The sequence below is a fragment of the Lysobacter sp. genome (genome assembly GCF_035655815.1).
Lineage (GTDB): Bacteria > Pseudomonadota > Gammaproteobacteria > Xanthomonadales > Xanthomonadaceae > Lysobacter_J.
Genome location: NZ_DASRTS010000012.1, coordinates 18,494 through 32,535, shown reverse-complemented (window position 1 = coordinate 32,535; position 14,042 = coordinate 18,494). Strand labels below are relative to the sequence as shown.

At 65.6% G+C, this 14,042-nt stretch carries 13 protein-coding genes, 1 tRNA gene and 1 riboswitch; of the genes, 13 read left to right on the top strand and 1 reads right to left on the bottom strand.

The features are described 5' to 3' along the window. The 13 genes from VFE83_RS02165 to VFE83_RS02105 all read left to right on the top strand — a co-directional run bounded on the left by VFE83_RS02165 (position 1) and on the right by VFE83_RS02105 (position 12,206). Positions 1 to 1,932, top strand: a complete 1,932-nt coding sequence (locus VFE83_RS02165; RefSeq protein ID WP_324903228.1) for a potassium transporter Kup — start codon at positions 1 to 3, stop codon at positions 1,930 to 1,932. Between the two features lie 119 nt (positions 1,933 to 2,051). Further along, entirely contained in the window at positions 2,052 to 3,101 is a 1,050-nt protein-coding gene (ruvB, locus tag VFE83_RS02160; RefSeq protein ID WP_324903227.1) for a Holliday junction branch migration DNA helicase RuvB, read from the top strand. A 50-nt stretch (positions 3,102 to 3,151) separates the two neighbouring features. Beyond that, positions 3,152 to 3,661 carry a tol-pal system-associated acyl-CoA thioesterase gene (gene ybgC / locus VFE83_RS02155; protein WP_324903226.1) on the top strand — a complete coding sequence of 170 codons (510 nt, stop codon included), beginning with the start codon at positions 3,152 to 3,154 and terminating at the stop codon, positions 3,659 to 3,661. Next, on the top strand, positions 3,658 to 4,440 hold the full coding sequence (tolQ, locus tag VFE83_RS02150; protein WP_324903225.1) for a protein TolQ: 783 nt from the start codon (positions 3,658 to 3,660) through the stop codon (positions 4,438 to 4,440). The genes ybgC and tolQ overlap by 4 nt, the downstream gene beginning before the upstream one ends. Positions 4,441 to 4,529: 89 nt before the next feature. Beyond that, a complete protein-coding gene (tolR, locus tag VFE83_RS02145; protein WP_324903224.1) occupies positions 4,530 to 4,979 on the top strand; it encodes a protein TolR in 450 nt (149 codons plus the stop codon). After that, positions 4,979 to 5,959, top strand: a complete 981-nt coding sequence (gene tolA, locus VFE83_RS02140) for a cell envelope integrity protein TolA (protein WP_324903223.1) — start codon at positions 4,979 to 4,981, stop codon at positions 5,957 to 5,959. The genes tolR and tolA overlap by 1 nt, the downstream gene beginning before the upstream one ends. 141 nt (positions 5,960 to 6,100) lie before the next feature. Then, positions 6,101 to 7,417, top strand: coding sequence for a Tol-Pal system beta propeller repeat protein TolB (gene tolB, locus VFE83_RS02135; protein ID WP_324903222.1), 1,317 nt, complete (start codon positions 6,101 to 6,103; stop codon positions 7,415 to 7,417). 78 nt (positions 7,418 to 7,495) lie between these two features. Beyond that, positions 7,496 to 8,005, top strand: coding sequence for a peptidoglycan-associated lipoprotein Pal (gene pal / locus VFE83_RS02130; RefSeq protein ID WP_324903221.1), 510 nt, complete (start codon positions 7,496 to 7,498; stop codon positions 8,003 to 8,005). Positions 8,006 to 8,029: 24 nt separating this feature from the next. After that, positions 8,030 to 8,830, top strand: coding sequence for a tol-pal system protein YbgF (gene ybgF, locus VFE83_RS02125; RefSeq protein WP_324903220.1), 801 nt, complete (start codon positions 8,030 to 8,032; stop codon positions 8,828 to 8,830). 56 nt (positions 8,831 to 8,886) lie between these two features. Next, on the top strand, positions 8,887 to 9,564 hold the full coding sequence (queE, locus tag VFE83_RS02120; RefSeq protein WP_324903219.1) for a 7-carboxy-7-deazaguanine synthase QueE: 678 nt from the start codon (positions 8,887 to 8,889) through the stop codon (positions 9,562 to 9,564). Between the two features lie 25 nt (positions 9,565 to 9,589). Continuing rightward, the gene (gene queC, locus VFE83_RS02115; RefSeq protein WP_324903218.1) at positions 9,590 to 10,288 is read left to right on the top strand and encodes a 7-cyano-7-deazaguanine synthase QueC; all 699 of its coding nucleotides are present in this window, start codon (positions 9,590 to 9,592) and stop codon (positions 10,286 to 10,288) included. A gap of 107 nt (positions 10,289 to 10,395) precedes the next feature. Then, positions 10,396 to 10,471 (top strand) — tRNA-Lys (locus tag VFE83_RS02110). 277 nt (positions 10,472 to 10,748) lie between these two features. Next, a complete protein-coding gene (locus VFE83_RS02105) occupies positions 10,749 to 12,206 on the top strand; it encodes a KAP family P-loop NTPase fold protein (protein ID WP_324903217.1) in 1,458 nt (485 codons plus the stop codon). Between the two features lie 151 nt (positions 12,207 to 12,357). Here VFE83_RS02105 and ahcY read toward each other — a convergent pair whose 3' ends face one another. Beyond that, the gene (gene ahcY / locus VFE83_RS02100) at positions 12,358 to 13,803 is read right to left on the bottom strand and encodes an adenosylhomocysteinase (protein WP_324903216.1); all 1,446 of its coding nucleotides are present in this window, start codon (positions 13,801 to 13,803) and stop codon (positions 12,358 to 12,360) included. A 72-nt stretch (positions 13,804 to 13,875) separates the two neighbouring features. Next, positions 13,876 to 13,956, bottom strand: a riboswitch (S-adenosyl-L-homocysteine riboswitch). Between the last annotated feature and the right edge of the window lie 86 nt (positions 13,957 to 14,042).

The window sequence follows — 14,042 nt, the reverse complement described above, 5'->3', positions numbered from 1 at the left end:
ATGTCCTCGTCCGTTCCCTCATCGCCTGCCGCTGCCCACGGCCCCAACGCCCACGGCAAGCAGGGGCTCGCCAGCCTCATGGTCGGCGCCATCGGCGTCGTCTTCGGCGACATCGGCACCAGCCCGCTGTACACGCTGAAGGAGGCGTTCTCGCCGCACTTCGCGCAGCAACTGGGCATGGTGGTGGACCAGGCGACGGTGCTGGGCATGCTGTCGCTGGTGTTCTGGGCGTTGATGATCGTGGTCACGCTGAAGTACGTGACCATCATCATGCGCGCCGACAACCAAGGCGAGGGCGGCATCATGGCGCTGATGGCGCTGGCCCAGCGCACGCTGGCGAAAGGCTCCCGCTCGGCCTACGTGGTGGGCATCCTGGGCATCTTCGGCGCCTCGCTGTTCTTCGGCGACAGCGTCATCACGCCGGCCATCACCGTGCTCGGCGCGGTGGAAGGCCTGGAAGTCGCCGCGCCCGGGCTGCACCGCTTCATCGTGCCGTTGTCGGTGATCATCCTGGTGCTGGTGTTCCTGGCGCAGCGCTTCGGCACCGAGAAGGTCGGCCGCGTGTTCGGCCCGGTGATGCTGGTGTGGTTCGTTTCGCTGGCGCTGATCGGCATCTACAACATCGTCAAGGCGCCCGACGTGATCCGCGCGCTCAACCCGATGTGGGGCATGCGCTTCTTCGCCGAGCACGGCGGGCTGTCGGTGATGATCCTGGGCGTGGTGGTGCTGGCCGTGACCGGCGGCGAGGCACTGTACGCCGACATGGGCCACTTCGGCCCGCGCCCGATCCGCCACTCCTGGTACTTCCTGGTCCTGCCGTGCCTCACCCTGAATTACCTGGGGCAGGGCGCCTTCGTGCTGGCCCATCCGGAAGCGGTGAAGAACCCGTTCTTCGAGGCGGTGCCGCAGTGGGCGCTGTACCCGATGATCGTGCTGGCGACGATGGCGGCGGTGATCGCCTCGCAGGCGGTCATCACCGGCGCCTATTCCGTGGCGCGGCAGGCGATGCAGCTGGGCTTCCTGCCCCGCATGCAGATCAAGCACACCTCGCAGGAAACCATCGGCCAGATCTACGTGCCGTACATCAACTGGCTGCTGATGATCGCCGTGCTGGTGGTGGTGCTGATGTTCCGCAGCTCCACCGCGCTGGCCACGGCCTATGGCATCTCCGTGTCCGCGACCATGCTGATCGACACGCTGCTGCTGGCACTGGTCGCGCGCGCGCTGTGGCCGCGCTGGCGCACCTGGGTGCTGCCGCTATGCCTGGTGTTCTTCGCCGTCGACGCAGGTTTCGTGTTCGCCAACGGTGCCAAGTTCTTCGACGGCGCATGGTTCCCGCTGCTGCTGGGCGTGGTGGTGTTCACCCTGCTGCGCACGTGGCGCCGCGGCCGCGAACTGCTGCACGAGGAAGTGCGCAAGGAAGGCATCTCGCTCGACACCTTCCTGCCTGGCCTGATGCTGGCGCCGCCGGTGCGCGTGCCAGGCACGGCCATCTTCATGACCGCCGACAAGGGCGTGGTGCCGCATGCGCTGCTGCACAACCTCAAGCACAACAAGGTGCTGCACGAGCGCAACGTGTTCCTGACCGTGGAGACGTTGAACATCCCGTACGCGCCGAAGGAAAAGCGCCTGAAGATCGAGTCGATCGGCGAGGACTTCTACCGCGTACTGGTGCGGTTCGGCTTCATGGAAGTGCCCGACGTGCCGCTGGCGCTGATGCGCTCCTGCGACGCGGGCGGCACGTACTTCGACCCGATGGACACCACCTATTTCGCCAGCCGCGAGACCGTTGTCGCCAGCCGCCACCGCGGCATGCCGATCTGGCGCGACCGCCTGTTCGCCTTCATGCACCGCAACGCCGCACCGGCTACCGGGTTCTTCCGGATTCCCGGCAACCGGCTGGTGGAGCTGGGCGCGCAGGTGGAGATCTGAGAAGCCGGGAATGAAGAATCGGGAATCGGGAATGGGAGAAGCGCGAGCGCGATGTGCGAGCATGAAGCGCCGGGTGTGCGCTTGACGATTCCCGGTTCCCCATTCCCGATTCCCGCCACATGAACGATCAACGCATCATCGCCGCCGGCGCCACCCGCGAGGACGAGGCCATCGAAGCCTCGATCCGTCCGAAGCGGCTGGACGAGTACCTCGGCCAGCAGCCCGTGCGCGAGCAGATGAAGATCTACATCGAGGCCGCCAAGGGCCGTGGCGAGGCGCTCGACCACGTGCTGATCTTCGGGCCGCCCGGCCTGGGCAAGACCACGCTCAGCCACGTCATCGCCAACGAACTGGGCGTGAACCTGCGCCAGACCTCGGGTCCGGTGATCGAGAAGGCGGGCGACCTGGCCGCGCTGCTGACCAACCTGCAGCCGCACGACGTGCTGTTCGTCGACGAGATCCATCGCCTCTCGCCGGCCATCGAGGAAGTGCTGTACCCGGCGATGGAGGACTACCAGATCGACATCATGATCGGCGAGGGCCCGGCCGCGCGCTCGATCAAGCTCGACCTGCCACCCTTCACGCTGATCGGCGCCACCACCCGCGCCGGCCTGCTGACCGCGCCGCTGCGCGACCGTTTCGGCATCGTCCAGCGCCTGGAGTTCTATACGCCCGAGGAACTCACCCGCATCGTGCGCCGCTCGGCGCAGATCCTGGGCATCTCATGCGAGGCCGACGGTGCGGCCGAGATCGCGCGTCGCTCGCGCGGCACGCCGCGCATCGCCAACCGTCTGCTGCGCCGCGTGCGCGACTTCGCCCAGGTGCGCGCCGGCGGGGCGATCACGCGCGAGGTCGCCGACGCCGCCATGGCGATGCTCAAGGTCGATCCGGAAGGCTTCGACGAAATCGACCGCCGGCTGCTGGCGACCATCGTAGATGCGTTCGACGGCGGGCCGGTCGGCGTGGAATCGCTGGCCGCCGCGCTGAGCGAGGAGCGCGGCACGATCGAGGACGTGATCGAGCCGTACCTGATCCAGCAGGGCTACCTCATCCGCACCGCACGCGGGCGCATGGCGACGGCCAAGGCGTACCGCCACCTGGGTCTGCAGCCGCGCGGCAGGGAGACCGACCTGTTTTCGGCCAAGTCGGGAACGGGGAATGGGGAATAGGGAACGCGGTCACGACGTGCCCGGCGCTTCCGTCGCGCCCGTGCGGCATCATGGCCGACCGGCCGCGGCATCCATCGCCATCCACTGCGCTTAAATCCATGTTCAGCCACCCCGTTCGCATTTACTGGGAAGATACCGACGCTGGAGGCGTGGTTTACCACGCGCAGTACCTGGCCTATCTCGAGCGCGCGCGGACCGAGTGGATGCGCGCGCAGGGCTATGGACAGGAACTTCTGCGGCGCGAATACGATCTGGTGTTTGCGGTGCGCGCGATGCAGCTCGACTTCCTCAAGCCGGCGCGGCTCGACGACGCGCTGCAGGTGAGTGCGGAGCTGGTCGAGTGCCGCCGCGCCAGCGCGGTGTTCGCGCAGGCGATCCGTCGCGGCGACGACCTGCTGCTGACGTCGGAAGTGAGGGTGGCCGCGCTGGATGCCGGCAGCTTCCGCCCCCGCGCCATTCCGGAGCCGCTGCTGGGCGAACTCAAGGCGCTCGAGCGGCCCCGCCAGGACAAACCATTGCAAGCACACAGTCCCGCAAAGGGCACGGAGAACCAAGCATGACGCCATTGTTGACCGCGCTGCAGGCCGCCACCGTGGAGGCCCTGCCGGAGGACGCCGCCAATGCCGCCGGCCAGGCCGCGCAGGCGCTGACCACCGCCGCAGACAACAACAGCCTCAACCTGCTGCAGCTGGTCCTGCACGCCAGCATCCCGGTGCAACTGGTGATGTTGCTGCTGCTGCTGGGTTCGATCGCTTCGTGGGTGATCATCTTCCGCAAGAAGCGCGTGCTCGACCGCGCCGCGCGCGAGGCGGACAACTTCGAGGAGCGTTTCTGGTCCGGCGCCGAGCTGTCCAAGCTGTACGCCGCCTCGACCGAGCGCAACCGCGACATCAGCGGCATGGAGGCGATCTTCGAAGCCGGCTTCCGCGAGTTCGGCCGCCTGCGCCAGCGCCGCGGCGCCGACAGCCGCATGCAGCTGGAAGGCGCGCAGCGCGCCATGCGCGCCACCGGCTCGCGCGAGATCGACGGGCTGGAACACAACCTCGAATTCCTCGCCAACGTCGGTTCCATCAGCCCGTACGTCGGTCTGTTCGGTACCGTGTGGGGCATCATGATTTCGTTCCAGGGCCTGGCGAACATGAAGGAGGCGACCATCGCCACCGTCGCGCCCGGCATTTCTGAGGCGCTGGTCGCCACCGCCATGGGCCTGTTCGCGGCCATCCCGGCGGTGTGGGCGTACAACCGCTTCGCCACCAAGGTCGAGCGCATCGCGGTCCGCTACGACGCCTTCTCGGAAGAGTTCTCGTCGATCCTGCAGCGCCAGGTCGACGATGCCTGAGCGGATTTGCCGCAAGCATCCGCACTTCGCCGTGCGGACTCTCCAACTGCCGCCCTGGCCGCTGACGCGCCGGGCAATCTGAGGAAGCCATGGCCGGGATCACCGCGCGCCGCCATCGCAAGCGCAAGCTCAAAGCCGAGATCAACGTCGTTCCCTACATCGACGTGATGCTGGTGCTGCTGATCATCTTCATGGTCACCGCGCCGCTGCTGAACCTGGGCGTCGACATCGACCTGCCGAAGTCCAACGCCAAGTCGATCCAGGAGAAGAAGGACCCTGTCATCGTCAGCGTCGATTCCGAGGGTCACTACTTCCTGACGGTGAAGGCCGGCAGCAACGAGGCCGTGACGGCCGAGACGCTGCAGGCGAAGGTGCGCGGCATCGTGTCGCAGAACCCGGACGTGGCGGTGTTCGTCGCCGGTGATGCCAAGGCCAACTACCAGAAGGTCATGGACGCACTGGTGCTGCTGCAGAACGCCAACGTCAAGAAGGTCGGCCTGATGAGCCAGCCCGACCAGAGCACCCAGGGCGGTCGCTGATGCGGGAGACGCGCGCCGATACCGCGCAGGCGTTCGTCTGGGCGCTGTTGCTGCATGCGCTGCTGTTCGCGCTGATGTTCGTCGGCCTGTTGTGGTCGCGCAGCGGCGCGCCCGTGTCCGCGGCGGGCTCGCCCGTGGCCGCGGAACTGATCGACGCCGACGCGCTGTCGCCGGCGATGCAGCGCACGCTGCGCAACCGGCCCAAGCCCGTGGTCGAGGAAGTGCTGCCGCCGCCGGAGCCCGAGGAAGCAGCACCGCTGCCGCAGCCGCTGCCCGAACCGGTACCGCAGGACGCGGTGGCCGAGCCGCAGCGGCAGGCGCAGGACTTCATTCCGGTACCGGACCGCGAGAACCAGGAAGCGGTGGTCGAGACGCCCACGCCGACGCCCGCGGAAGAGACCAAGCCTCAGGAGGCCAAGCGCCGCCAGGAGCAGGTCAACCTGACCGAGGAAAAGCGCCAGCAGCAGGTCGAGCAGGAGCGCCGCCTGGCCGAACAGCAGGAACAGCAACGCCAGCAGCGCCTGGCGGAGATCCGCCGCCAGCGCGAAAAGCTGCAGCGAGAGCAGCAGCTGGCCGAGCAGCGGCTGAAGCAGATCGCGGACGTGCAGGCACGACAGGCCTCGTCCGCCGCGGCCGAAGCGGGGAACCAGGGCAGTGCCGGCAGCGCGGCGCCGGCCGGCAGCGGCGGCACCGACGAAAGCCTGCTGGCCCGCTACCAGGCCGCGATCCAGGGAGCCGTGCTGTCCAAATGGACGCGCCCGGAAACCGTTCCGTTGGGCGCGCGCTGCCGGATCATCATCCGGCAGCTCCCTGGCGGTAACGTGATGTCGGCCGAAGTGACTTCCCCCTGTGCCTATGACGAGGCCGGCCGCCGTTCGATCGAAGCGGCGGTGCTCAAGGCCCAGCCGCTTCCGTACGCCGGCTTCGAAAAAGTCTTCAATCGTCAGCTCAACATCAACTTCACCGCCGAAGATCGCTGACCCGCTCGCCGGCAGGACGCCGCCGACGGGCAGCGCGTCCTTTTGAAGGGCGGCTTGAGGCGGCGTTCACCTGCGGCTGTTAACAATTACAAAGCTGAACGCTGGACCATGGACCGACTGTTCCGCAACACCGGAGTGCCGATGAAACGATCCCACGCCTGGCTGGCCGCGCTGCTGGCCCTTCTGCTCCCCTTCGCCGCCGCCGCCCAGCAGGGCCTGGAGATCGACATCGTCGGCGGCAATGCCGCGGCGCTCCCGATCACCGTCGTGCCCATGCCCTACCAGGGCAGCGCCGCCGCGCCGCAGACGGATGTGTCCCAGGTGGTCACAGCCGACCTCGCGCGTTCGGGTCAGTTCCGTCCGCTCCCGGTCAACGACATCGTCGAGAAGCCGACCCGCGGCGGCGAGATCAACTACCCGACCTGGCGCGCGCTCAACCAGGACTACATCGTGGTCGGCCGCGTGCTGGATGCCGGCGCCGGAAGCTATCGCGTCGAATATGAGCTGTTCGACGTGGCCAAGCAGCAGCGCCTGCTTGGCTTCGCGCTGACCGCGCGTGCCAACGCGATGCGCGACGTCGCCCACCAGATCGCCGACGCGGTGTACGAGAAGATCACCGGCGTGCGCGGCGCGTTCTTCACCCGCATCGCCTACGTCACCGTGACGGGCAGCGGCCGTGGCTCGCAGTACTCGCTGGTGGTCGCCGACTCCGACGGATTCAATCCGCAGACGGTGGTGCGCTCGCCCGAGCCGCTGCTGTCGCCCTCGTGGAGCCCGGACGGCAACCGCATCGCGTACGTGAGCTTCGAGGGTGGCAACTCGACCATCTACATCCAGAACATCACCTCTGGCGCGCGCGAACTGGTCGCCAAGTACCGCGGCATCAACGGCGCGCCGTCGTTCTCGCCCGACGGCCGCAAGCTGGCGCTGACCCTGTCGCGCACCGGCAATCCCGAGATCTACGTGATGGACCTGGGCAGCAAGGCGCTGAACCAGCTGACCAACCATTTCGCCATCGACACCGAACCGACCTGGAGCGCGGACGGTGGCACCATCTACTTCACCTCCGACCGTGGCGGACGCCCGCAGATCTATTCGGTACCGTCCAGCGGCGGTAGCGCGACGCGCGTGACCTTCCAGGGCAGCTACAACGCCAGCGCCAGCGTGTCGGCCGACGGCAAGAAGATCGCCACCGCGCAGGGCGCCGGCAACAACTACCGAATCGCCCTGATGGACAGCAGCCTGGGCGCTGCGCGCTGGAGCACACTTTCGCCGGGATCGCTGGACGAATCGCCCAGCTTTGCACCGAACGGCGCCATGATCCTTTATGCTGCGCGCGAGGGCCGCCGGGGTGTGCTCTACGCCGTTTCGTCCGATGCACGGGTGCGTCAGCGCCTGGTGCTTGCGGACGGGGACGTGCGGGAGCCCGCCTGGGGGCCGTTCCGTTTGCCGCGTTGATACAAACGAAAGCGGCGTATCGCTAAAAAAGTCAGTTTGCCCCGTACTGTCCCACGCCCGTAACGACGAGGAACAACCATGAATAACACCACTCGTATCCTGCTCGCCGCCGTGCTCTGCACCGCGGCCGTGGCCTGCTCCAAGAAGGTCAAGGAAGAAGCTCCGCCGGCCGAGACCGCTCCGTCCCAGCCGACCGCCCCCGTGACCGACTCCGGCGCTTTCGGCCCGGAAGATCTGGATACCGACGCCTGCCTGCGTCAGCGCGTCGTCTACTTCGACTTCGACCAGGACACCCTGCGTCCGGAGTTCCAGGCGATCGTCGGCTGCCACGCCAAGTACCTGCGTGACCGTCCGTCCTCGCGCATGACCCTCGAAGGCCACGCCGACGAGCGCGGCAGCCGCGAGTACAACCTGGGTCTGGGCGAGCGCCGCGGCAATGCCGTGTCGTCGGCCATCCAGGCCAACGGTGGTTCGGGCAGCCAGATCACCGTGACCAGCTACGGCGAAGAGCGCCCGGTCTGCACGGACTCGAACGAGGACTGCTGGGCCAAGAACCGCCGCGTCGAGATCGTCTACACCGCCAAGTAAGCGGTGCAGGAAACGTACGCAGTGATGCTTCGCAAGACCGTACTGGCATTGGCGTTCGCGGCGGCCCTCGTGGTCGCCGCGCCCGTCGCCGCGCAACGGGCCAGCCTGGCCGACCGCGTCGCCGCGCTTGAGCAGCAGGCGGCCGGCAACCAGGTCAACGTCGACCTGTTGAACCAGGTCACCCAGTTGCGCAGCGAAGTGCAGGCCCTGCGTTCGCAGGTGGAAGAACTGCAGCAGCAGAACCAGCAGTTGCTGCAGAGCTCCAAGGCCCAGTACCTGGATCTCGACGGTCGCATCAACCGTCTGGAAGGCGGCGCGGTCGTGCCGCCCTCCGATGCGCCCACGGTGCCTGCCACCACACCGGCAGCGCCGTCGGCCTCCGCCAAGGACCGCCCACCGGCGGTCTACGGCGACAAGGGCGCCATCGCCAAGAATGCCGACGAGCGCGCGGCCTACGATGCCGCCTTCAATGCGCTCAAATCGGGCGACTACGTGCAGTCCTCGCGGCTGTTCCAGTCGTTCGTCGAAACCTACCCTGACGGCGCATACGCGCCCAACGCGCTGTACTGGCTGGGCGAGAGCTACTACGTCACCCAGAACTACCAGCTGGCGCAGCTGCAGTTCCAGGCGCTGCTGGACCGGTTCCCCACGCATGACAAGGCCCCGGGCGCGATGCTCAAGGTCGGCCTGTCGCAGCTGGGCCAGAAGCAGGTGCAGGCCGCCGAACGCACGCTGGCCGAAGTGTCGGCCAAGTACCCCGGCACCGACGCCGCCCGCACCGCCAGCGATCGCCTGAACGCGATCCAGCTCAACCGCCTGCGCTGAACCCGTCAGGCAAACGCAGCGCGGACCCCGTCCGCCCGATCCGTTAAAATCGCCCCATGAACGCCGTCCCCCTCGATGCGGCCGCCGCATCGCCCGAGCGGCTGCGGATCACCGAAATCTTCCTGTCCCTGCAAGGCGAGGCCCGCAGCATCGGCTGGCCCACCGTCTTCGTGCGCCTGACCGGCTGCCCGCTGCGCTGCCAGTACTGCGACACCGCGTACGCCTTCCACGGCGGCGAGTGGCGGCAGATCGACGACATCGTGGCCGAGGTCGGCCGCCATGGCGCCCGCCACGTCTGCGTGACCGGTGGCGAACCGCTGGCCCAGAAACGCTGCATCGGCCTGCTGCGGCGGCTGTGCGACGAAGGCTACGAAGTGTCGCTGGAGACCTCGGGCGCGCTCGACATCGCCGAGGTCGATCCGCGCGTGTCGCGCGTGCTGGACATCAAGACGCCGGGCTCGATGGAGGTCCACCGTAACCTGTGGTCGAACCTGCCGCTGCTCACGCCACACGACCAGGTCAAGTTCGTGATCTGCTCGCGCGAGGACTACGAGTGGGCCAGGGGCATCGTTGCGGAGCATCGGTTGAGCGAGGTCTGCGACGTGCTGTTCTCGCCCAGCTTCACGCAGATCAAGCCGAGCGACCTGGCGGACTGGATCGTCGCGGACCGCCTGCCGGTGCGCTTCCAGCTGCAGCTGCACAAGATTCTCTGGAACGACGAGCCCGGTCGCTGACCGCTCCGTCCCCGAAGGAAACACCATGAAGAATGCCGTCGTCCTCGTTTCGGGCGGGATGGACTCCGCCGTCGTCGTCGCCATCGCGCGCGAACAGGGTTTCGCCGTGCATGCATTGAGCGTGCGCTATGGCCAGCGCCACACCTCCGAACTGGATGCGGCCGATCGCGTCGCCAATTCGCTGGGCGCGGTCGCGCACAAGACGGTCAATGTCGACCTGCGCAGCATCGGCGGCTCCGCCCTGACGGACGAGGCGATTTCCGTTCCGACCGACGCCGATGGCCACGAAGTGGGGCAGGGCGCGCCCAAGGATGCGATCCCGGTGACGTACGTGCCCGCCCGCAACACCATCATGCTGTCGGTCGCGTTGGGCTGGGCCGAGGTGCTGGGCGCCAGCGACATCTTCTGCGGCGTCAACGCCGTCGATTACTCGGGGTATCCCGACTGCCGCCCGGAATTCATCGAGGCCTTCGAGAAGCTCGCCAACCTTGCCACCAAGGCCGGCGTCGAAGGCGCGGGGATCCGTGTGCATGCGCCGCTGCAGTTCATGAGCAAGGCCGACATCGTGCGCGAAGGCGTGCGGCTGGGCGTGGATTTCGCGCAGACCGTCTCGTGCTACCAGGCCGACGACGAAGGCCGTGCCTGCGGTCATTGCGACGCATGCCGCCTGCGCGCGCAGGGCTTCACCGACGCCGGCGTGCCCGATCCCACGCGCTACGCCTGAACACCGCCGGGCCACGTGCCTGCACCCTCACGGCTGCCTGCGCTAGAATGCACGCCCCGGCGCAAAGCCGGGCCGCGCAGCGAAACCGCCGCGCCGATTTTCCAAGTGGGCCGTTAGCTCAGTCGGTAGAGCATCGGACTTTTAATCCGCTGGTCGATGGTTCGAATCCATCACGGCCCACCATAAGCCTCAAGCCCCTCCATTGACCTCAGGCGTTGGGCGCCCCTCCCTAAGTCTCCGTAGGGCGCTGCGCGCTAAGCCGTGCCTAGGTACGATGCGTCCATCTACATACGCCGACCTGTACTGAGCAGCTTGTTGAAGTGGCGCCGTCGGCCATAGGACAAGTGCTAGCGCAAAGAAAGAGCTCCAGCGAAAGTCCGCAAAGAGTTTCCCATCGGCACGGGCTATCCAGAAACATCTGTGCCGTAAAGATAACTCACACGCATCTAGGGAGAGAGCCGTGTTCCTCAACCGCATTGGCGAGGTCAGCATCGATGTGAGGTCACCTTGGCGGGACGATCCGTTTGATCGAAAAGGATCAGGGGAGATCTTGACGCGACTTGTACGCTCCTTGGACAAGTCATGCGTGATCAGTCTCCGTGGAGAGTGGGGCAGTGGAAAGTCTGTCTTTCTGCGTCGTTTGGGAGCGTACCTTGAGCTGAGCGGAGTACGGACGATTCACATCGATGCCTGGAAAACGGACTATCTCGAAGACCCGTTAATGGCCTTCATATCTGCAACAAACGCGCGACTGGAAGAGTTTTCTAGAGGCGACGAAAGTGTGTCTGAGCGCGCGAGCATTGCGATTAGTTCACTTGCAACTGCCGGGGTAAAAATAATTGCGCCGATTGCGAAGGTTCTCACGGCGGCACTGTTGCCTGGCGGATCACACGTTATCGATGCGGCAGGCGAGGCCGTGCAAGACATAGGCTCCTTCTTTCTTCAAAAGGAGCGGGAGTCCAGAGCGCTCGAAGATGATTTTCGAAGATCCCTTGAAAACGCGCGTGATGTCTTAACCAACCGACGCGATGGACCAATTAAGAGCCAAGTGGTAGTCATAATCGATGAGCTCGATCGCTGTAGGCCGCACTACGCCATCAAAGTTCTTGAGCGAATCAAACACTTTTTTAGCATTCCTGGGCTCGTCTTTATAGTGGCAACGGACGCTCGAAACTTGCCAGCCGCGATCGCAACTGTGTACGGCGAAAAGACCGATGGCGAGATGTATCTCAGAAAATTCATTGATTTCGAATACGACCTTCCGGAACCGAAGGCATCGCAGTTTGTGCCGGTCTTGGCAAGGGAATTTGGCTTAACGAGCCTAAGTGCAGAAGTTCCCCCGGACGCAATTGCCCATCACTCCGGGGCATCTTTGGGGCCAGAGAATTACAAGGCGTTGGTGGAGAGGTACGGTAGGGCGCTGGATGTCGCTGAGATCATTGAATGCTTTCCTGCGGTGGCATCAGCTATGCGACTGCAACCCCGTGATCAAGCGCAGGCGTTCACGATGTTGAACGCCTATGTTCGGAGCGCGCCGCCGAGCACAGTAATTGTCCCAAGGGTTTTGGCGATTTCAGTGGGACTTAGGTTCTATCGGCCCGACCTCTACAGAATATTGAAGGGTGGGCTCGGATTTAATGACATATTTATTGAAGGGGATACGCTTCTTGGAAGAAGCGCGGTTATCGTACGCACGGGGTTCCGGTGGGACGTCGAGGCGTTCGTCGATGTAGAGTCTGCAAGTGACCCAAAAGCGCGGTTGATCGCCGGAATGCAGGCGAAGATTGAGGCCGAAGCTGACCTTGCAAAGCGCGATGCATACACGAGAATTTGGGCGCGTGCGGGAACGAGCTCCAAAGGACTAAAGGGCACCATTTCGCGTGCACTATCTTTGGCCGATTCGTTCGCCGGCGATTAGGCGGCGTCCACACGCGAGGCTGTCGTGTTTGGAATGGGGTGAGCGAGCGGGCAGCCGCGTTTCCGTAAAAAATCAGGGCACGGGCCGCCCTGATGCAACAAAAAAACGGGCGCCGAAGCGCCCGTTTTCTGTTGCGTAAGCCGAAAGCCGATCAGTAGCGGTAGTGGTCCGGCTTGTACGGGCCTTCCACCGGCACGCCGAGGTAGGCGGCCTGGTCGGCGGTCAGCGTGGTCAGCTTCACGCCGATCTTCTCCAGGTGCAGGCGTGCGACTTCCTCGTCCAGCTTCTTCGGCAGGATGTAGACCTTGGGCTCGTAGCTGTCCTTGTTCGCCCACAGGTCGATCTGCGCGAGCGTCTGGTTGGAGAACGAGTTGGACATCACGAAGCTCGGGTGGCCGGTGGCGCAGCCCAGGTTCACCAGGCGGCCTTCGGCCAGCAGGAAGATCGCGTTGCCGTTCTTGAACGTGTACTTGTCCACCTGCGGCTTGATGTTGAGGCGGGTGGCGCCCGATGCGTTGAGGCGATCGACCTGGATCTCGTTGTCGAAGTGGCCGATGTTGCAGACGATGGCCTGGTCCTTCATCTGCTGCATGTGTTCGAGCGTCAGCACGTCCTTGTTGCCGGTGGTGGTGACGTAGATGTCGCCACGGCCCAGCGTCGATTCGACGGTGTTGACCTCGAAGCCTTCCATCGCCGCCTGCAGGGCGTTGATCGGGTCGATCTCGGTGACCACCACGCGCGCGCCATACGCACGCAGCGAGTGCGCCGAACCCTTGCCGACGTCGCCGTAACCGCACACGACGGCGACCTTGCCGGCCAGCATCACGTCCATCGCACGCTTCAGGCCGTCGGCCAGGGACTCGCGGCAGCCGTAGAGGTTGTCGAACTTGCTCTTGGTGACCGAGTCGTTGACGTTGATCGCCGGCACGAGCAGCGAGCCGGCCTCGGCCAGCTGGTACAGGCGATGCACGCCGGTGGTGGTCTCTTCCGAGACGCCCTTCCAGTCGCGCACGACGGTGTGCCAGAAGCCCGGACGCTCGGCGTGCACGCGCTTGAGCAGGTTCTTGATGACCTGTTCCTCGTGGTTGCCCGACGGGGTGTTGACCCAGTCGCTGCCGTTCTCGAGCTCGTAACCCTTGTGGATCAGCAGCGTCACGTCGCCGCCGTCATCGACCACCAGCTGCGGGCCGAGGAACTTGTCGCTTCCGTTGCCCGGGAAGGTCAGCGCGGCCAGCGTGCAGTCCCAGTATTCCTCCAGCGTCTCGCCCTTCCAGGCGAACACCGGCGTGCCGGCCTTGGCGATGGCGGCGGCGGCATGGTCCTGGGTGGAGAAGATGTTGCACGAGGCCCAGCGCACGTCGGCGCCGATGTCCTTCAGCGTCTCGATCAGCACCGCGGTCTGGATGGTCATGTGCAGCGAGCCGGTCACGCGCACGCCGTCGAGCGGGCGCGAGGCGGCGTACTTCTTGCGGATCGACATCAAACCCGGCATCTCCTGCTCGGCGATGTCCAGTTCCTTGCGGCCCCAGTCGGCCAGCGAAATGTCGGCGACCTTGTAGTCACCTTCGGTGGAGAAGGTCTTGATTTGCGCGTTCATGCATTGCTCCGGTTTCGTCCCGCTCTCCCGTCGTGGAAGAGGGATGGGGTGAGGGCGGGTCGCGTGGACCTGCCAAACCGGGCGCCGTTGTTTCTGAAGGCCTCACCGAGCCTGGCCGTGTTCATCATCACGGTCGCAGCGCCCCTCGGCGTGGCACGGGAAGGATTCTACCTGTTTCACCGGAGACTGACCGGGAACGGAAATTGCACCGCAACGCGGGCTGGCGGCTCGATTCGAGG